The sequence below is a fragment of the Bacillus sp. FJAT-29790 genome (assembly GCF_019039215.1).
Taxonomy (GTDB): domain Bacteria; phylum Bacillota; class Bacilli; order Bacillales; family Cytobacillaceae; genus Cytobacillus.
In genome coordinates this window covers 1,013,581-1,031,609 of the sequence record NZ_JAHNZZ010000001.1, presented here as the reverse complement: position 1 = coordinate 1,031,609, position 18,029 = coordinate 1,013,581, and the positions used below count along the sequence as shown (strand labels likewise).

The 18,029-nt window shown below is 36.3% G+C and carries 19 protein-coding genes; 7 read left to right on the top strand and 12 right to left on the bottom strand.

Annotated features, from left to right (window positions below; all coding sequences use genetic code 11):
- Positions 1-69 precede the first annotated feature (69 nt).
- On the bottom strand, positions 70-906 hold the full coding sequence (locus BGM26_RS04810; RefSeq protein ID WP_217038579.1) for a DMT family transporter: 837 nt from the start codon (positions 904-906) through the stop codon (positions 70-72).
- 219 nt (positions 907-1,125) lie between these two features.
- Here BGM26_RS04810 and BGM26_RS04805 point away from each other — a divergent pair, with 219 nt between their 5' ends.
- The 3 genes from BGM26_RS04805 to BGM26_RS04795 all read left to right on the top strand — a co-directional run bounded on the left by BGM26_RS04805 (position 1,126) and on the right by BGM26_RS04795 (position 3,594).
- Positions 1,126-2,886 (top strand): SulP family inorganic anion transporter, encoded by a 1,761-nt coding sequence (locus BGM26_RS04805; protein WP_217038578.1) that lies wholly within the window; start codon positions 1,126-1,128, stop codon positions 2,884-2,886.
- A gap of 32 nt (positions 2,887-2,918) precedes the next feature.
- On the top strand, positions 2,919-3,263 hold the full coding sequence (locus BGM26_RS04800) for an ArsR/SmtB family transcription factor (protein WP_217038577.1): 345 nt from the start codon (positions 2,919-2,921) through the stop codon (positions 3,261-3,263).
- Between the two features lie 70 nt (positions 3,264-3,333).
- Positions 3,334-3,594, top strand: a complete 261-nt coding sequence (locus BGM26_RS04795; RefSeq protein ID WP_217038576.1) for a zinc ribbon domain-containing protein — start codon at positions 3,334-3,336, stop codon at positions 3,592-3,594.
- A 166-nt stretch (positions 3,595-3,760) separates the two neighbouring features.
- On the opposite strand, the gene BGM26_RS04790 is transcribed toward BGM26_RS04795, so the two are convergent.
- The 3 genes from BGM26_RS04790 to BGM26_RS04780 form a co-directional block, all read right to left on the bottom strand.
- On the bottom strand, positions 3,761-4,450 hold the full coding sequence (locus BGM26_RS04790; protein ID WP_217038575.1) for a phosphoribosylaminoimidazolesuccinocarboxamide synthase: 690 nt from the start codon (positions 4,448-4,450) through the stop codon (positions 3,761-3,763).
- Positions 4,451-4,879: 429 nt separating this feature from the next.
- Positions 4,880-6,049, bottom strand: coding sequence for an MFS transporter (locus BGM26_RS04785; RefSeq protein WP_217038574.1), 1,170 nt, complete (start codon positions 6,047-6,049; stop codon positions 4,880-4,882).
- A gap of 408 nt (positions 6,050-6,457) precedes the next feature.
- The gene (locus BGM26_RS04780) at positions 6,458-7,471 is read right to left on the bottom strand and encodes a phosphotransferase enzyme family protein (RefSeq protein WP_217038573.1); all 1,014 of its coding nucleotides are present in this window, start codon (positions 7,469-7,471) and stop codon (positions 6,458-6,460) included.
- Positions 7,472-7,691: 220 nt separating this feature from the next.
- Between BGM26_RS04780 and BGM26_RS04775 the strand changes: the two genes are divergently transcribed.
- Entirely contained in the window at positions 7,692-7,868 is a 177-nt protein-coding gene (locus BGM26_RS04775) for a DUF3934 family protein (RefSeq protein WP_217038572.1), read from the top strand.
- Between the two features lie 192 nt (positions 7,869-8,060).
- On the opposite strand, the gene BGM26_RS04770 is transcribed toward BGM26_RS04775, so the two are convergent.
- The 3 genes from BGM26_RS04770 to BGM26_RS04760 form a co-directional block, all read right to left on the bottom strand.
- The gene (locus tag BGM26_RS04770) at positions 8,061-8,999 is read right to left on the bottom strand and encodes a DMT family transporter (RefSeq protein WP_217038571.1); all 939 of its coding nucleotides are present in this window, start codon (positions 8,997-8,999) and stop codon (positions 8,061-8,063) included.
- A 259-nt stretch (positions 9,000-9,258) separates the two neighbouring features.
- Entirely contained in the window at positions 9,259-10,236 is a 978-nt protein-coding gene (locus tag BGM26_RS04765; protein ID WP_217040653.1) for a ring-cleaving dioxygenase, read from the bottom strand.
- A gap of 338 nt (positions 10,237-10,574) precedes the next feature.
- Positions 10,575-10,715 carry a hypothetical protein gene (locus BGM26_RS04760; RefSeq protein ID WP_217038570.1) on the bottom strand — a complete coding sequence of 47 codons (141 nt, stop codon included), beginning with the start codon at positions 10,713-10,715 and terminating at the stop codon, positions 10,575-10,577.
- A gap of 215 nt (positions 10,716-10,930) precedes the next feature.
- Between BGM26_RS04760 and BGM26_RS04755 the strand changes: the two genes are divergently transcribed.
- A complete protein-coding gene (locus tag BGM26_RS04755; protein ID WP_217038569.1) occupies positions 10,931-11,137 on the top strand; it encodes a hypothetical protein in 207 nt (68 codons plus the stop codon).
- A gap of 210 nt (positions 11,138-11,347) precedes the next feature.
- Here BGM26_RS04755 and BGM26_RS04750 read toward each other — a convergent pair whose 3' ends face one another.
- The gene (locus tag BGM26_RS04750) at positions 11,348-11,728 is read right to left on the bottom strand and encodes a coiled-coil domain-containing protein (protein ID WP_217038568.1); all 381 of its coding nucleotides are present in this window, start codon (positions 11,726-11,728) and stop codon (positions 11,348-11,350) included.
- A gap of 789 nt (positions 11,729-12,517) precedes the next feature.
- Between BGM26_RS04750 and BGM26_RS04745 the strand changes: the two genes are divergently transcribed.
- Both BGM26_RS04745 and BGM26_RS04740 read left to right on the top strand, forming a co-directional pair.
- Positions 12,518-12,970, top strand: a complete 453-nt coding sequence (locus tag BGM26_RS04745) for a hypothetical protein (RefSeq protein WP_254119020.1) — start codon at positions 12,518-12,520, stop codon at positions 12,968-12,970.
- A 144-nt stretch (positions 12,971-13,114) separates the two neighbouring features.
- Positions 13,115-13,780 (top strand): hypothetical protein, encoded by a 666-nt coding sequence (locus BGM26_RS04740; protein ID WP_217038567.1) that lies wholly within the window; start codon positions 13,115-13,117, stop codon positions 13,778-13,780.
- A 144-nt stretch (positions 13,781-13,924) separates the two neighbouring features.
- Here BGM26_RS04740 and BGM26_RS04735 read toward each other — a convergent pair whose 3' ends face one another.
- The 4 genes from BGM26_RS04735 to BGM26_RS04720 all read right to left on the bottom strand — a co-directional run bounded on the left by BGM26_RS04735 (position 13,925) and on the right by BGM26_RS04720 (position 17,913).
- Positions 13,925-14,407, bottom strand: a complete 483-nt coding sequence (locus BGM26_RS04735; protein WP_217038566.1) for an SRPBCC family protein — start codon at positions 14,405-14,407, stop codon at positions 13,925-13,927.
- 328 nt (positions 14,408-14,735) lie between these two features.
- A complete protein-coding gene (locus tag BGM26_RS04730) occupies positions 14,736-15,239 on the bottom strand; it encodes a hypothetical protein (RefSeq protein ID WP_217038565.1) in 504 nt (167 codons plus the stop codon).
- A gap of 554 nt (positions 15,240-15,793) precedes the next feature.
- Positions 15,794-16,183, bottom strand: coding sequence for a hypothetical protein (locus BGM26_RS04725; protein ID WP_217038564.1), 390 nt, complete (start codon positions 16,181-16,183; stop codon positions 15,794-15,796).
- Positions 16,184-16,662: 479 nt separating this feature from the next.
- Positions 16,663-17,913 carry a nickel pincer cofactor-dependent isomerase, group 22 gene (locus BGM26_RS04720; protein ID WP_217038563.1) on the bottom strand — a complete coding sequence of 417 codons (1,251 nt, stop codon included), beginning with the start codon at positions 17,911-17,913 and terminating at the stop codon, positions 16,663-16,665.
- Positions 17,914-18,029 lie beyond the last annotated feature (116 nt).

Here is an 18,029-nt window from a genome sequence, read left to right as displayed (position 1 = left end):
AGTGTCATTGTATTAAATAAATACGCTACAAACAAAAACAGCCTCACAATGAAGCTGTTTTTTAAACTATTAAATTTTTGTAAAGACTACTCCGACCAACGCGGTAAGGACTCCAATTACTTGATAGAATTTTAGTCTTTCCTTAAATAGCCAATAGCCAACAAGGACTACAACTATACAATTTAAGCTGACAATAGGAAAAACAATGCTGGCAATCCCGGTATTTAAAGCAAAGAAATAACTGCTGTAGCCGACGATGCTTATCAGGCCGGTAAACATTCCTATATTGACCTCTTGTTTGAGCCACTTTTCCTTTATTTTAGTGCTGCAAATAGCCAAATAAAGCGATCCACCTCCATACATACAAATAAGAATACTTAATGAATTAATATTCAAATGGGCGGAGGTTTTCATTAATACTCCGAGCCCGCCGAACGAGATTACGGCCAACAGCACCCGGTATATCCATGGTAAATAATGAATATTCCCCTTCGAATTTGGACCATATTGAATTAAAACCGCGGACGCTAGCATAATAATAATGCCTGTCCACTGGATGGATGAAATTTGCTCATGAAAAATAAGTCCCGCCCCTAGAATGGGAAAGATCGCATTTATCGCGATTAATGGTGATGTCAAACTGGCAGGTCCCTTTTCAAAAGCCTTCGACATCTGAATATTCCCGTTCGCATTTAATATCCCAATGAACGATCCCAAAATAATCGTCAGCATGTTAAATTGAACTAATCCTTTGGCAATTCCATAGCTAAATGTTAATAAAAACGCAACTAAGTAAAAGAAAAATTGAATATGTACCTTCGATAGCCCTTTTGCAGTACTCCATTTAAAAATCGCATTATTCGTCCCAAAGCTGAGTGTTGTGACTAATGCAGCAGCAATCCACATTGTGATCCTTCTCTCTATGTCGTATTCCTTTTCTATTCTATTTTTCTTTTAGACTATTCGCAATGCATTTTACTCGTATTAAAAAGTTTTTTCCTCCATCGTTTTCACACAAAAATTTTCTTTTGACATTTGTTTGAAAACGATATAGATTTGTATTATAGTATATTCAAATAATCAGATATAGTAAAATATGAATATTAAAAAGAAGAAGGGTTGGTCATGAGCTGTAAATCGCTTTTTAGTGGAAGATATTTAGGATACTCGTTCCAAAGCTTTCAAAAGGATCTTTTATCTGGTCTAGTCGTTGGTGTCATAGCAATTCCACTTGGGATGGCGTTTGCCATTGCATCAGGCGTTAAGCCAGAATACGGAATTTACACGACCATTATTGCGGGAATTTTAATATCGTTGTTTGGCGGTTCGAAATTTCAAATTGGCGGCCCAACAGGTGCATTCATTCCGATTTTATTTGGTATAGTAATGACCCATGGATATGAAAACCTTTTAATCGCCGGTTTTTTAGCGGGTGTGATCCTATTATTAATGGGAATTTTCCGCCTTGGGTCTTTGATAAAATTTATTCCGAAACCAGTGACAATTGGATTTACAGCTGGGATTGCGATGATTATTTTTACAGGACAAATTGCCAATTTTTTAGGTCTTAAAAATGTTGAGAAACATGAATATTTCCTTCAAAACATGAAAGAAATCGCAATTCATTTTCATACAATTAATTTTTATAGTGTTTTGACAGCGGGATTATGTCTGACCATTATCCTTCTGACACCAAAGATTTTTCCGAAGATACCCGGACCTCTCGTTGGTTTACTTGTATCTACTGTAATAGCTAGCTTTTTCTATCCAAATGAAGTCGCGACAATTGGCACGACGTTCGGAAATATCCCAAGTACTTTACCTCAGTTTAAAATTCCAGAGGTCACTTTCGGGAAAATTCAGCAATTAATTGGGCCAGCTTTCGTGATTGCGGTCCTTGGAAGCATCGAATCGTTATTATCTGCTGTCGTTGCCGATGGTATGACGAATAGTAAACATAATAGCAACAAGGAACTTGTTGGCCAAGGAATCGCCAATATTGTCACTCCATTATTCGGCGGAATCCCTGCAACAGGGGCTATCGCAAGAACAGCTACGAATATTAAAAACGGGGCAGTATCGCCCTTTTCCGGAATTATTCATGGAATCGTTGTATTGTTAGTCCTGCTCCTCTTTGCTCCTTACGCATCAATGATTCCATTAGCTAGTATGGCACCAATATTAATGGTTGTTGCTTGGAATATGAGTGAAAGGCATGTATTCTATCATTTGTTAAAAACAAAAACAGGGGATTCCATTGTTCTAATCGTTACGTTTTTATTGACAATCCTTGTAAATCTAACAATTGCGGTTGAAATCGGCCTATTATTAGCTGTCTTATTATTTACAAAACGGATGAGTGATAGTATGGTAACAGCAAAGGCTTTGCCTAACCCGGAGCATAAGAATAAAAAAATTCAAACACAAATTGTTACAAAAAATCGCGACTGTCCGCAAATCAGCATTTATAATGTGGAAGGTCCCTTATTCTTCGGGGCTGCCGCGTCGTTTTCGCAGTCAATTATGAAAACGATCCATTATCATCCTAAAGTTTTACTTTTAAGAATGGGAAAAGTTCCTTTTATGGATACTACTGGCGAATCGTCTTTTTCTAGCATTGTTGAGCATTTCTCAAAACAAGGGACCATTATTATATCTGGAATAAATACACAGCCAAGAGAGGTTTTGAAAAAAACAGGTTTATATGACGTTATTGGGGAAGAACATTTCTTTGAGCATACGGGAGAGGCTATAACTGATGCACTTAACTATTTAAATAAAGATAAATGTCTTGGTTGCAAACACTATGCATTTAAGGAATGTGCAGCTCTATCGCGTACATTAGATCACATCGAAGAAAAAGAAAAAGTATTATCGACATCATAATTAATGTTTTTTTAAAAGAGAGGTAAAATTAAATGAACCCTGAAATACAACAATTTAAAGCTGACTTCTTTAAAGCCCTTGCCCACCCATTAAGAATCAGGATACTGGAACTATTAGCCGAAGGTGATAAAAATGTCAATGAAATTCAGGGGCTAGTCGGAAGTGAGGGCTCTGCTGTCTCGCAGCAATTAACCGTATTAAGGGCGAAAAACATCGTAACAGGAACGAAGGATGGCAATCGCGTCATCTATTCACTAAGAGATCCGATGATCATCGAATTGCTTCAAGTCGCCCGCCAAATCTTTAATAATCACCTTGTTGATACAATCACTATGTTAGATAAATTTAATGGGAGCGATAATGAGACTGATATATAATCTAATTATTATTTTTCGGCAATTGTCTTATAATTTTTGCAAGTAATTATAGAATTGTGAGGTAATATCGGTGAGGACCTATAAAAACTGTCAAAGCTGCGGCATGCCTTTAGCAAAAGATGAATTGGGTGGCGGTACTGAAAGAGACGGTACAAAAAGTGGGATGTTTTGTAGCCACTGCTATATGAATGGAGAATTCACCCACCCGAATATAACGGTAGATGAAATGAAAGCGCTCGTGAAAGGAAAAATCGTTGAGTTCGGCGCTCCCACATTTATTGCTGGATTATTTACACGAAATATTCCTAAACTTGAACGGTGGAAAAGATAGGCTAGATCGATCATACAAATTGCCGTAAACACTTTTGGACGAAGGCTGTTTAAGGAAAAATTGTTGATTTGAAAATTCAATTCATATTAATAAAATGGGACTGAGCGCAAAACGCTGTTTTTCTTTTGGCTCAGTCCCTTTTACAAATCCGTCTCAAAATACGGATTTAGTTAGTTTCTAACATCAATTTCTCTAGCTGTAAAGGTTCGATATAATTCCCATCCTTGTATGCTCTCATATTCCCACCGGAAATTTCATCTATTAGAACTATTTCCTTCGATTCACCCACACGGCCAAATTCGAATTTAATATCGAAGAGATCAATTCCCTTTTTCGACAGTTCCTCTTTAACAACTTGTCCAATCTGTTGGGTAAGATCTTTTAACACTTTGTATTCGTCCCTTGATAGAACTTCTAGCATATGAAGAGCGTCCTCACTAATTGGCGGGTCCTCTCGCTCGTCGTCTTTTAGTGTCACTTCGACGAATGCATCAAGTGGCTGACCTTCTTTTGCATACATCCCATAGCGACGCAAAAAACTTCCGACGGCTCGGTAACGGCAAATAACTTCAAGACCATTGCCAAATACTGTAGCCGGCTTTACAGTCATTGTTGCTTCTTCAATATTTGCCTCAATATAATGCGTCGGTAATCCTTTTTCTTTTAGTATTTCAAAAAAGTATTTTGTTAAACTTAGGCCTGCACGACCCGCTCCCTCAATTGTCAAACCAACAGTATTCGCACCGGGATCGAAAACACCATCCGCCCCTGTCACATCATCTTTAAATTTCAACAAATAATTTCCGTTATCTAAAGCATAAACATCTTTCGTCTTTCCGGTATACGTAAGCTTCACTCGCCATTCCCTCTCTCGATTTATTATGAAAAAATATAAATTTATTATATCACGCAAACTAAAGGATAGATAAATTTTTGAATAATTGTTGCCTATTTCCCACTTATTGTTGATCTTCTCTAATATAAAGGCTCTTTTCGCACATATTGTTCATTTTAGCCTTGAAAGTTGCCCGTTGATTTCCACTGCGGGCACTTGCTTTCCTCGGGGAGGGACGGGAGACTCCTAGGCGTTACCGCCTGTGGGGTCTCCCGTTCCCTCTATTTCCCGTAGGAGTCAAGTGCGCTCCGCTCCAATCAACTCAGATTTTTATATAAAATCTCACTAAAAAAAGTTTACGAAAACAGCATATATTAATTAATGAAAAAAGTCAGTGCATATTCTCGCACTGACTTTTTTCATTACTATTCAACTGAATGTTCTACAAATTCATTTAATTCCTTGGGACGACAGCACTTCCCTGCTCCTTTTAGCCATTGAAAGTAACGCTACGCCTAAGGCAATAATAATAAATACACCACCTGCTGTTGCATTTAGTTCAACGGAAGCCTGCTCAATGACAATACCGCCAACTAATGAACCAAAGGCGATGCCCATATGAACCGCCGAATTATTTAACGTTTGCTGGATATCCGAAGTTTCAGGAGACAGCTCGATCAGATAGCTTTGCATCGCAGGTGTAACCGCCCAGCTGAGCATGCTCCATATCACCATCAAGACTAAGAAAAGCGGGAAAGCGATCGTTGAATACGGAATCGCAAACATGGTCAGCCCAAAGACAATAATTATAGAAATAATGGTAGGTTTTGTGCCGAACCGGTCAGCAAATATCCCGCCGAGTCCGCCACCGGCTACAGCTGCAACACCAAAAATCAAATAAACAAAACTAACCCATGTTCCATCAAGCCCCATTTTCATTTTTAAGAATGGAGTTAAGTATCCATATAACGTTAAATGACCAGTTAAAAGCAAAAATGTAGTCAATTGGGCTAGAAATATTTTTCGGTTTTTCAGTGAACGTAACTGGATACTGATTGGAATCTGAGGTTTAGGTGCCATTTTCTCCATAAAGAAATGCACACCCGCCATTGAGATTAAGGTTAAGACCGCGATCATGACAAAAGGTGCCCGCCAGCCAAAAGCATTTCCAAGCATCAATCCAATTGGTACTCCCAAAACAAGAGATGCACTAACACCCATAAAGACAACACCAATTGCACGGGCACGATATTTTTCAGCGACAATGCTTGGCACCATCGTTAAGCATAATGCAATCAGCAATGACCCACTTGCTGCTGCTATAATGCGCCCGACTAGTAATATACTATAATATGAACTGAAAACAGCAATCACATTTCCGATAAAGAATACGAGCAAACTAAGTAATGTCAATCGCTTCCGTTCCACTTTAATCGTTAATGTTAATAAAATGGGCGCTGCTATTGCGAACGCAAGTGAAAATACGGTCATGAGAAATCCCGCTTGTCCGAGACTCACGCCTAAATCACCTGCAACTAAATCCAATAATCCACCTATGATTAACTCGACCATTCCAACTATAAACGAGATAATCGCTAATAAATAAACACGTTTATCCAACCTTTAACTTCCTCTCCTATTACAGACACTAGCACAGCCAAAAGAAATTCTGTACGGAATCTCGCACAATTAGGCGGTGTGAACAAAGCTAAACTTTAGTCCACCATATAAAACATATTAGCTTCTGTTTCTTGTGCTTTTTTAACGGTGCTCCGTCCCCTTTTCAAAAAAGGTACTTAACAATGTTAGCTTTTTTACGAACAGAAAACAAGTTATTCCTTTTTCCATTCTCTTTACATTGAGACCTTCGATGAAGATCGAAAACACTCATGAGCTTCATATGTAAATATCGGTCGGCCTCCACTCACTGCGCTCTTTATTCCTTCGACCAAAAATTTAATATCTACAGAAAAAGAAATATAAAATACCAAAAAGGATTTCGTCCTATATTAGTGAGATTAATTTTCTTTAATATATATATTTCTCCAAATATTTTTCCGCCAAAGAGTCCGTTTTTATTGTAAATTCACCTCCCATTTTCTGTGTCGTCTCATTTTCACGATTGCCGATCCAAGAAATTAGCTGTAGTCTTCGCAACATAATAAAGGTAGGAATTTCGTTTTCCTCCTCTTTTGAAAGATAGCGAATCTTGCGATACCCTTTTAACCAAGATTGAATTAAATCGGGAACATATTTTTTATGCTCGATAAAACTCAATGAGGCGGCTAGATCAAATAGATACCAACCAAATCCACAATCGTCAAAATCAATCACTTTTATTTGATCGTGTTCTACTATTAAGTTAGCTAGACGCAAATCCGCATGAATTAATCCAAATTGATTAGCTTCTTTACCAAAACGATCCAATCTGTTTTTTATCGTTTCCGCTACTTTTTGAAACCGTTCCGCTCTTTCAGGTGTAATAGCTAAACCATCTTGCCATCTTCCCCACTTTGGTTTTTCACCTAAAATCGTTTCGACGTTCCAAGACAGACGGGTAATCATATCAAATCTCCGACTGTGATTTTCACTCATTACATGTAACTGAGCTGTAATGTTACCAAGATTCTCAAATTGGCTAATTAGCTTACTCTCGTTATCTTCATCAGGTGCATGACCTTCTAAAAATGTGAATAGGGTACAGTAATACTTATCGTTACCTAGCTTAATTGCTTGAATAAATTCAGAATTATCCCCTAAAAAAGGTAACGAAACGTTAATCACGGAAAGTTCATCGATCGCATTCAACCAATAAAGTTCACTTTCGATTTCTGGTTTTGTATGGTACCCAGGGCGATTTACACGCAATATGTATTTCTCACTAGACACAGAATCCCTTACCAAATAGATCGCATTTTCAGAATAACTTAATAGCTCAATCGTAGGCAGGGATATAAAGGAATAGGAACTGATTGCATAATTTGCAATCTTGTTATATTTCTCCAGTGAAGCTTTCAAAAGTTCTGCGGCTGAATGGCTCATCGATTTACCTCTTTCAAATTTCTGAATTTATTTCCATTTTGAAAGCCAATTAATACATCAATTTGAGTTTTCTTAAATAACGAATTCTTAAATTCCTCTATATCAGCCTTTTCTTCAGATTTTTATTTTTTTCTTTATGTTTGGGTTTTACCTTAGTATAATAAACAAGTCCTAACCTATGGTAGATTTCTAAATATACAAGAATAATGGAGTTGATTCAATGAGTAAAGCAAAGGGTAAGGGTGGAACAGGCCAAGGAACAGGTAAAAAAGGCTGGAATCGTTGGCAAGCCGCTGCAAACAAAGCAAAAAGTGCAAAACCTTATAAAAGCAAAAGTGTAAAAAATCGTGATGTCACAAAGACTAGCAATTATAATGACGGCACTTCCGATAAATAGGAACTGATTAATACTGAATAACCACCATTTGTGTAACGAACTGAAGGATGCTTTTATTTAATCTTAACACCAATCCTTGTTTTACGACTCGTTAGCCAATTTAAAAAGGAGCTGCAATAACAACTCCTTTGATTCTTCCTTATCCGCTAGAAAAGAATATATGGACTTCAAATTAATGTCTAGCATTTTTCATTATATACTGAGCTTTTCTTTATTTCTTTTATTGATAAAAGATTGAGAATTTAATATTAATTCTTTTAAAGAATCAAAATTCACGATTACAGTCCCCGCAATTGTCGTTATCACACCTATCCCCATTAACCAAGTAAGAGGCTCATTATTAAAAATAGCACCTATGCTTATGGCAATTAGGGGTGTGATATATAGGGCCGTCGATGGGAAAACTGGGTTTGTCTTGGCAATAAGCCAATAAAATAAACTGTGCCCCACCATTGATCCAATAAAAATTAAATATAGGAGAGAACCCATCGCCTTCATGGATAATAAGGACTGAACATCGAGCTTTTCCGTAAACAACGACAGGAAAATGAGAAGTCCTCCCCCATACATCATCTGCGCAGCATTCAACGCGATTGGAGAGGTTTCCTTAAATGTTCCAATCACACGTTTGGAATATAATGCCCCACTATTATAACTGATCACTCCAATTAAAATAACGAAACACCCTATCATCCAAAGGGAACTTACCTCAAAGGTAACACTAGATGATAATAATAAAATAACTCCTCCTAGTCCAATCAAACATCCAATCAGCGACTTGCCGCGAAACTTTTCACCTAAGATAAACGTTTGAATGACGATCATTATCATAGGACCCGTTGCAGATAAAACAGACGCAATCCCCGAACTTACATATTGCTCCCCCCAATATAAGGTCGCATAGGTGCCAAAAGTCATACAGATACCTGTCAAAATCATTTCCTTTCGAAAAAGCAGAGAAATTTCCGCCTTTCTCCTTAACACCATAAAGAAAAATAGGATGAAGCCCGCAAGAAAAAAGCGAAGCCCCGCTGACATAAAAGGAGGCGCGCCTGCTTCCACTCCTAAAGTTATCGCTAAAAAAGTCGTTCCAAAAACAATACATACGATGATGTAACTTATGATGATCATCAATAATCCTCCTACAGCCCTTGAATTGGAGCCTTGCCTTCTAGTTTAATTGAGAGGTGAAAAACTGAATACCTCCAGTGATAAGTTTCTTTTGATGTTTGAAAAAGTAGTTATATGGGAATTGTTAATTATTGATATATTCTATCATAAAGTGGTCTTTCCTAGCTCGATTTTCCGCCTAAACATTGCAAAATAAAAACAACACCCCTACATTTCTTTACAGTGTAAGGGTGTTGTTTCTTATATATCAGAAGCCTCTTTATTCTTTAATGAATTCTTTTGTGCTTCTTACTGTATCAATCGGCCGCACTAATTTTTCAATCTGGTCACGTTTTGGTTCCAAGAATGGGGGTAAAGATAGTTTTTCTCCAAGTGTTTCATAAGGCTCATCTCCCATAAACCCTGGACCATCAGTAGCAAATTCAAATAAAATTTGTGGAGCAACTCGAGCGTATAACGATCCGAAAAAGAAGCGGTCTACAAACCCTGAAGTAGGGAATCGAAAGCTTTTAATACGTTTATCCCATTCTTCTAAAACAGAACGGTCTTCCACCCGGAATGCAGCATGGTGAACGGTACCAAAGCCTTGTTGCCCTTGAGGAAGCATAGCATTATGTTCAACTACTACTTGCGCACCATTTCCGCCTTCTCCAACTTCGAATAAATGGAACGATCCTTCTTGACCTATTTCTTTAAATAATAGAACTTTTTCCATCATTTCTTTAAAATAATCAAATTCTGCGATGCGAACAAAGATTGGTCCTAATCCAGTGATCGCGTATTCTAAAGGAATTGGCCCTTTTTGCCACGGTGTTCCGGGAGCAACCCCTTCATTGTTTTCATCTGAAATCAATTGATATTGCTGGTCATCAAAATCCACAAAGGAAAGCGTCTTTTTCCCAAACTGTTCTTTAATTCCTGTATGTGTTACTTCTAATCGATCAAAACGTTTTACCCAATAATCTAATGCTGCATCATTTGGCACACGGAAAGAGGTTTTTGAAATCTCGTTCGTCCCATGTACGCCTTTCGGAATGCCTGGAAAGTCGAAAAACGTCATATCTGTACCTGCACTGCCTTTGTCATCTGCAAAAAACAAATGATACGTTTTAATATCATCTTGGTTAACTGTTTTCTTTACTAAACGCATACCTAAAACATAAGTGAAAAATTCATAATTCTTTTCTGCACTGCTTGTAATAGCGGTTACGTGATGTATTCCTTTTAATTCGTTCATTAATAATCCCTCCACTTGAGCCATAAATGCGCTCCTAAATTAAGGTACTTATCTATTTTTTCGATTTTCCCTGTTGATTAACTTTCTTTATCTAATAAAGCAGTTTAATTTGTTTTTACCCTTTATTAAAATATCTTTAATTCGAGATATTTTTAATGCAAGTTAAAAATATCATAAATTTTGATTGCTGTCAATTAGTACGGTTAATAATGGCGACACTCCTAAAAATCTTTAAACATTCACCTATTCTCTAAAAAAGGAGCTGTCTTAACAACTCCTTTTAATTTCACTTTACCTGCTTAGTGGTATTAAGCATTCAATTAATGTAGTTATTCTTTTTATTGACCATCTGCACCATTAGAAGTGACTCTTCGGACATGGTTATTTTCGAAGTTGTTTTTTCGAAGTGCTTCGACTTTGTCGTTTAATAATTTCTTTTGATCTACTTCTTCCGATGGTGTTTGCTTATTCTTCGACACTTAATATCCTCCTTTGAATTATCGATTTCACCCTCTTATTTTGCTTATATTTATAAAATATAATCATTTAATTCAAATCCTCTTGTCGCAAAGTAAATGATAATTTCAAATTTAAGTTTTTAGGAAATATGAAATCAAATGCTGTTATCTTCAACACCTGATGTTTACATAATTTCCATTAAGAACAGCAATCTAATTATATAGGAGGTGTAGCAATGACAGAACCGAGACAACCCGGAAACAAAGATCTTCCGGACTTTGAAGAATTGAATGACCGGTTAATAGCTGAACGAAGGACATCCGGGCCGACTTTAGAAATTAAAACTAATTTAGACCCTAAAGACTCAACTGTGGATAATCCTTATTTTCAAAATGATAGGAATACGGATTTAAAGGCATTCAGAGACTATTTTGAGGATTAATAATAATTGGCAAAAGGAGCCGTTTTAAAAACTTCCGGCTCTTTTGCCAGTATCCCATTTATTTTTCAATTGCGGACACATTGCTCTTATCAGAGTATAGAGCATTAGAAGTAAGTACTTGTTCCAGATACCCCCGCATCATTAATAAAAAAGGATCGGAGAATTTAATTTATTGAATGAAGTATTTATTGAGGATTCTTGATGGAGATATTAACTATTTTTTAACTTGTAAATTTCTCTAGAGTGTTCAGAAATCATTTGGTCATAATATTCAAGGTCATTTTTTGTGGCCATAGAATCTTTAATGTCTTTAACATCTTCAATAATAGTGTCCATTTTCCTTTCAAGGACATCTATTCTATCATTGGTTTCAGAAACTTTTACATTCGTGGCAGCTACTGTATTAATTAATTGATGTAATAAGCCCTCTTGTCTTTTTTGTTCGCTAGTTAACCTTTCATCCATGTCAGTCATTCTTTGATCCATTGCGGTTACTTTTTGATCTAAGGAATTTACTTTTTGATCAAGGCTGGTTACCTTTTGGTCTAAGGAATCAATTTTGTCTAATATCAACTTGAGCGTTTTTTCCATCTATTCTCACCTCCTTCATTTGCTACATTTATTATAGCAGGTTTTTGTTGATATTTGTCGATAGGTTTTGAATCGCTGAACTCGTTAATGAACTGTCTTTTTGTAAACCTCACCCACCAAATGCTTCGGAATTGGTGGGTACTTCTTTTGTCTTAAGTACGGTCTAACAAGCTATGCACCTGCTACACTATTCCAAGTGTTATTAACATAAAAACATCTTCCAATTTGTTTAGCTTTTCAGAAATGATATTAATTTTGGAGATAGCATTGAACGAACATTTCGGATAATGACAAGACACTATAGGCAAAGTCATTTTCAAAATTGATTTGAATGGTAGGATTCATATGAATCTAACCTTCTATGGATAGTAAGTGCCAACCTTTCATGCAAAACTCTTCAAAAAGTAGCAAACAGTGCCAACCTCTTTTCGAAATAAAAATATATGCATCCCCTATTTATAAGAAGCAATTATTAATTTTTAACGGGTTCAGTTCGTGGGGAGAAAACATTAAATAACAGTTTAATTGGGGACACAATTCATATATGAATTGGTGTCTCCTTTTTTGTTGTAATATCAATGTTTCGTGACCGATGAAGATAACTCTCTTATGACATCCATCAATCGAGTGTTTTCAAAGGAAATACGACTATCTGATGCCCATCATTTCTTGTGTCAAACAGATAAGACGAAAACTAGAAAACAAGCTCGTGAGGAATTTGTTTAGGCAAGGGTTGATTTAAATAATTGGGGAACAATGCGAGGATATGGAACGGGGTCTCTAAGAAAATTGGCATTTCTGCAATTACAGGAATTGTTTGAGCATCATCATTTCCACAAGGAAGTTTCCACTTCTTTAGGAACACACTTTGAATATGCCGATAACCCTATCTTGCATCCTCTTACTACAATTGATAGAGGGTTGCGTTCCGTAGATTGTACGACAAACCTTTCTTCGTTGGAACCAAAAGATGTCGCTGCTTTAATAATGAATGTCAACGACAATGCAACGATTACCTTTATCCAACAAATTCGGAGAAGGCTTTCTATTCTGGAAAGACCTCTAACTACGGCAAGAGGAGATGGAAAAAGCTATATCTATTCAAACTTTAACCCTAAGTATGCTCAAATGGCTATCACCATCCTGCGAACTTATTACAACTTTTGTTTCGCCTTTAAATCTAACGGAACATGGAAACTCCCACACAACGATTGGGAATTACAGATAAAAAGTTTGATTTAAAAGATATAATTTATCTGAGATAGTTCGCTTAATACGAAGCGAACTTATTTTTTGAAGGAGATTGGAATTTTTATGTTAAAATAAATATATGGATTTTAAAAAATGTTCTTAAAAATGAATCTCAGTATTTCACAGGGGGTTAGCGTGCTGAATATATTCAAATCAAGTAACGGGGTGTGGTTAAAAGCCTGCATCGTAGGGGTTGTTTTTGGCATCTTGGCACAGTTCCTCAGACAAATTCCTGGAGCCCTGATGTATTTAGGGGCTTCGACTGCACCGTGGGTATTCGTTGGATTTTTGCTTTCCTTCTCAACATCACGCGGGGTTCATACATTACGTAAAACCATACTTATCGCTACGGTGAGCATATTAACCTACCTAGTTGCGTGGATTGTGTCGTACTATCTTTTGTTTGTAGTCCGTGAATCCGTAACTTTAGCTGATGGATGGAATAACGCTGCACCTTGGCTTTTTCTCACCATACCAGCCAGCCCAATCATTGGTACAATTGCTGCCCTATCACATAAGCGTGGATTGTTGGGTGACCTAAGCCTTGCTATACCGTTCGCTTGGTCAATTCCAGAAACCATCGATAGCCTGAGTAAAGGCTTGATGGATGGTATCCTCTTTATTATTACTATATCTCTTCTTGCGTTATTGCTGATTAAATTTGTGATTAACGAACGACGAATAAATGTGTTCACTATGTTGACATCCATCGTAATACTAGGGCTACTGGGAACTGCCTTGTATTTCCTCGTATGGACCCCACTACTTGTGAATGGTTATTCTAAATTAGTAGGTTGGTAAAATATTATGGAAAAAACGCTCAGAATAGTTCTGAGCGTTTTTACTTGCTATTTATATTGCTAATTCACTGTTAAAACATATGCTAATTATGTTGTTAAATACATTGTTTTTAGCACTTTTCTCCCCATCAACCGAACCCGTTAATTAATTTTCAGATGCTTTTTTAACAGCGGGCACATATTGCTCGTACCATTTTTTCCACTCTTCTTCTCGTGAACCTATAGTCTTGCCGTCAAGTAGTTTATTAATGACATCAAGACATACATGCCATCCTGCAAGGTCTTTTGGGGTATGATTTGTCATTTCCTTGATCTTTTCTATCAAAATTAATTTACAGCCATCTGATTCTTGTTCTAGCTCAAAACGAACAATATCTTCACCCCATGTATATTCCAATACTGAAAATACGTTGAGATCGATAATTTCCATATCCACAAAGGTGCCATCCTGCATATCAAACTTAATAAAACCGCCTTTACGAAGTTCATCGACCCGTAGTTCGGAAAACCATTTTGCTAATTGTTCATTGTCTGTAAGCATCTTCCATACTTTTTCAACGGGGTGCATAAAAAGACGCTCAAAGGTTGCTTTATAGCCGCTTTCAACTTTTTCAATCTTTGCTATCATGATGTTTTCCTCCTTTAAAATAAATGAATTAGGCACTAGCTTTTTCTAATACATAATAGGCTATTTCCAATTTAATAACATACTGTGCAAGAGTTTGTCTATACATAGGGATACGATCCAATGTATATATCACTAACCGCTTAGAATTGCTAATTAGAAAACAGGTGCAATTAACCAAAAAGTGATGGTTTTCTCCCCATCCTTCATTTACATTTCGCTCCCAATTCCGTTTTCACCTTTTTTGATTAACCTGCTTCATCACTTGAAGAAGAAAAAGGCTTTACTCTTTATTGAAGTAAAACAACTCAGTAATGGAATAAAAACCCATTTATTCGGAACCAAACTCTATTAAATCAGTTATATTGTATTGCTTTTCTTTTTGTTCATTATTATTGTCTGTCCATGCCACTGTAATCTTAGCATCTTTAAACGCTTTTTTTATATCCTCGTCAGATAATCCTTTTGCGTAAAAAACAATTTCTTGTTTATATTCCGCAAAATTTTCAGATGCATTATCTTTTTCTGAAGCACTTCCATTCCAATAACGCTGAATTTCATCTATGCTATCAAGCGTTTTTTTCCAATCCTCAAACATCTCAATTTGCCGATTTGTCACAACATCTGTGTGTTCCATATTAAACTTAAAGTCAAGTATTTTAAAGTCCTCTTGCTTTGGTTCAATCAAAACTTTAGTGCCACCAACTACACCGTATGCCTCATCACTTATCGGAGAAACTTTCATTTCAATTTCTATTAGTGGCTCTTTATTATTACAGGCTGTTAATAATAGTAGACAAAATAACTCTGTCAATAACAAACTTAATTCTTTCATCCAACTCCCTCCAGATGCTTATCGCCATTTAAACATATCGAAAATATAACTATTCCCCTTTTTACTCATTGAAACTTATATTGGTCCAATAGAAGCGTTTTATAGGCCTACGAGCTTGGAAATCCCCTCATCTCGGTCCAATAGAATCGCTTAATAGGCCCACGAACCAGGAAATCGACTCATCTCGGTCCAATAGGAGCGTTTAATTATCCCGTGAGCTAGGATATCTAACTTGAGATATTCCATACGACAATCTAATACCCATTGTTTTGATCATTATAATTTATTCAGTCTCATTTGCCTAAACCTGATGATTCTTAAAAGACTTATATGTAAAGGTGATTAGTAAAACAGATATCAATGCAGCAGTAAGAATTATCATAATGGGCTACAGCAACAACGTACCGAATGGATTATTGGGAGAGAAAATCAATAAAATTAGTTAAAATAACAAGGTAAATAGCAGTAAATTTAATAGGTACACTAAATATCAAAAACAGCATCGGAATTATGGGGTGGTGTTTTTATACTAACCTTAACCCCTTTTACCCCTTTTACCCCTCAACTAGGGATAAATAATACTTTTCTTCACCCTTGTATTCAACAATAAAAATGCCTTCACTTTCGTTTGTAGAATAAATTTTTGTACCTATTGGTAATTTGTTCGCCATACCATTTTTAAATGATTTAGTGTCTTGATTTGTAAATAATTCTGTAATCGCGCCAACCAATTCTTTCTTGGAAAGTTCTAATTCGTTTACCCAATCAATATCAGTTTTATAAATTAACCCTTCCCATTGAAAAATATTTGCATTTTCATCCAGACGCAATACTTCTTCTGCGTCTGGATGTCTCGAAGCCGAGGTTTTGGTTTCCGAATCAACACAACCTGATAAATAGAACAAAGATACCATCAGCATTAGGCTTAATATGAGGTTATTCATTTTGATACCCCATATAATAAGACGTACTTGTTCAATTATTTGTTACTTGAATGAATTTCATAAAGGCTTTTTTGAATTAAAAAACGAACAATATCTTTATATATATCTAATTATCCGATTTAATCGGAATAATAGCGATAACAAAATATTATTTTATTCGTTTTTTGGTCTAGTTAAATACATTGTGAAATTTACTCACTTAAATTTCCTCTAATACAAAATGTCCTTTATTTCAAAAGTCAAATATCCAACATTTTAACATATGATTTAGCAGTAATTTTAGCATATCAATTTTATGGCGGACAACAACTATTGTCCTTGTTGAATTGATATAACAATAAAAAAACAGACTACCTCGCTATGCGAATTAGTCTGTTAATTGATACCCTAATTGTATTGTTTCTCTCTCTTATCGGAAACCGTTAGCCGTTTTTTAATGTTTGCTATATCTTAAAAGATTATCCTCAAAAAGGTGCCTGTTACATCGGCCAAAAATAACCGTCTTCATCAAACTTCATTTCGTGCAGATCCTCTATTACTTCGATATTTTCTTTATCTTTCAACTCATTAAAAATGACTTCAGATACAAATAATTCCCCAATATGAAGAGTATTTGGAATCCTGGCAATTCTTGCCTCTTCGGAAGCAACACCCCAATTAGCACGTAGAGCTGCTTTCAGTGCTTCCTGGTCATTATCAAGAACAATCGGAATTTTAGCTCGATCTAAAAATGTACTTGTGACAACATTTTCATTCATTGCTTTATAATCAATTTTGTCAAAGAGACGCTTAGTTGTTAAATCAGCCAAGCCAATTCCGAGCGCATTACCATGGCAAGCTTCACTTAAATTCGACGCAATAATATATTTCACATTTGGTTTTTTCGGTTCTTTTACTCCTAATACACGAATACGACCAATAATATTCGTATCCATCCCTGTGCCACTGAAATTCTTGCCGATTTCATCCACTACTAAAATATCCAGTTCATCTATCGGTAAGCTAGGCATCAATTTAAATGCTTCTACCAATAATTCTTTTTCACGTTCCTCAACTCGATCTGATTCGATAGCTTCAATGATTGCAGTTTCTTCATGTGCGTTTTCAACAATAGCTACTCCAAACAATGTATTTGGTTGCTTAAACACTACTTTTCCTACATCAGGCATCATATCACGGATTCCTTCAATCCCATATGTATGTAATGCAAGTGCTTGTTTATGCTTCCCGATTCCAATGGATGCCATCTTCAAAACACCGCTCTCGATTTCCTTCTTAAAATCAGTGTGAGGTTTAACGCGGCCCATAATGATAATTCCATCTGCATGATAAGCATGTTTATCAAGATAAACAGGAATACCCGCTGATGTTTTACCAATCTCAACAACATCCATAGATGAACGGATTTCACACCCTGTTGATTCCTCTGTAACTCCTAAACCTTCTAATACTTCAATTTGCCCTTCTGCTGTCGCTCCACCGTGACTTCCCATTGCTGGGATTATAAATGGGATTGCGCCTCTTTTTTTGATTTCATCAGCAACACTTTTGACGATTAATGGAATATTAGCAATCCCCCGGCTTCCAACGGTGATCGCAATTTCCATTCCAGGCTTAATTTTTTCATCTGCATTCACATGCTGAAATTGGTCTGTAATCGTAGCAGGGATATTTTCTAAACTGTTTACTTGAAATTTTTGTCTTATTTTTGCAAACTTCGGAAAAGTCATCATCCTACACTCCATTCAAACTATACAAATAAAGGTTTGATTTTTTTAAATAAAACTTAATATAAAAAGGCAGCAAGAGATCTTTCATTGATCCCTTGCTTAGATATCATTATTTT

Bases quoted from the DNA above. Each gene is read 5' to 3' on its own strand.
- BGM26_RS04765 (WP_217040653.1), bottom strand. From the start codon at position 10,236: ATGAACGAATTAAAAGGAATACATCACGTAACCGCTATTACAAGCAGT.
- BGM26_RS04810 (WP_217038579.1), bottom strand. From the start codon at position 906: ATGTGGATTGCTGCTGCATTAGTCACAACACTCAGCTTTGGGACGAAT.
- BGM26_RS04730 (WP_217038565.1), bottom strand. From the start codon at position 15,239: ATGAAAGAATTAAGTTTGTTATTGACAGAGTTATTTTGTCTACTATTA.
- BGM26_RS04770 (WP_217038571.1), bottom strand. From the start codon at position 8,999: ATGATCATCATAAGTTACATCATCGTATGTATTGTTTTTGGAACGACT.
- BGM26_RS04725 (WP_217038564.1), bottom strand. From the start codon at position 16,183: ATGAATAACCTCATATTAAGCCTAATGCTGATGGTATCTTTGTTCTAT.
- BGM26_RS04775 (WP_217038572.1), top strand. From the start codon at position 7,692: ATGAGTAAAGCAAAGGGTAAGGGTGGAACAGGCCAAGGAACAGGTAAA.
- BGM26_RS04735 (WP_217038566.1), bottom strand. From the start codon at position 14,407: ATGATAGCAAAGATTGAAAAAGTTGAAAGCGGCTATAAAGCAACCTTT.
- BGM26_RS04780 (WP_217038573.1), bottom strand. From the start codon at position 7,471: ATGAGCCATTCAGCCGCAGAACTTTTGAAAGCTTCACTGGAGAAATAT.
- BGM26_RS04720 (WP_217038563.1), bottom strand. From the start codon at position 17,913: ATGACTTTTCCGAAGTTTGCAAAAATAAGACAAAAATTTCAAGTAAAC.
- BGM26_RS04750 (WP_217038568.1), bottom strand. From the start codon at position 11,728: ATGGAAAAAACGCTCAAGTTGATATTAGACAAAATTGATTCCTTAGAC.
- BGM26_RS04805 (WP_217038578.1), top strand. From the start codon at position 1,126: ATGAGCTGTAAATCGCTTTTTAGTGGAAGATATTTAGGATACTCGTTC.
- BGM26_RS04800 (WP_217038577.1), top strand. From the start codon at position 2,919: ATGAACCCTGAAATACAACAATTTAAAGCTGACTTCTTTAAAGCCCTT.
- BGM26_RS04755 (WP_217038569.1), top strand. From the start codon at position 10,931: ATGACAGAACCGAGACAACCCGGAAACAAAGATCTTCCGGACTTTGAA.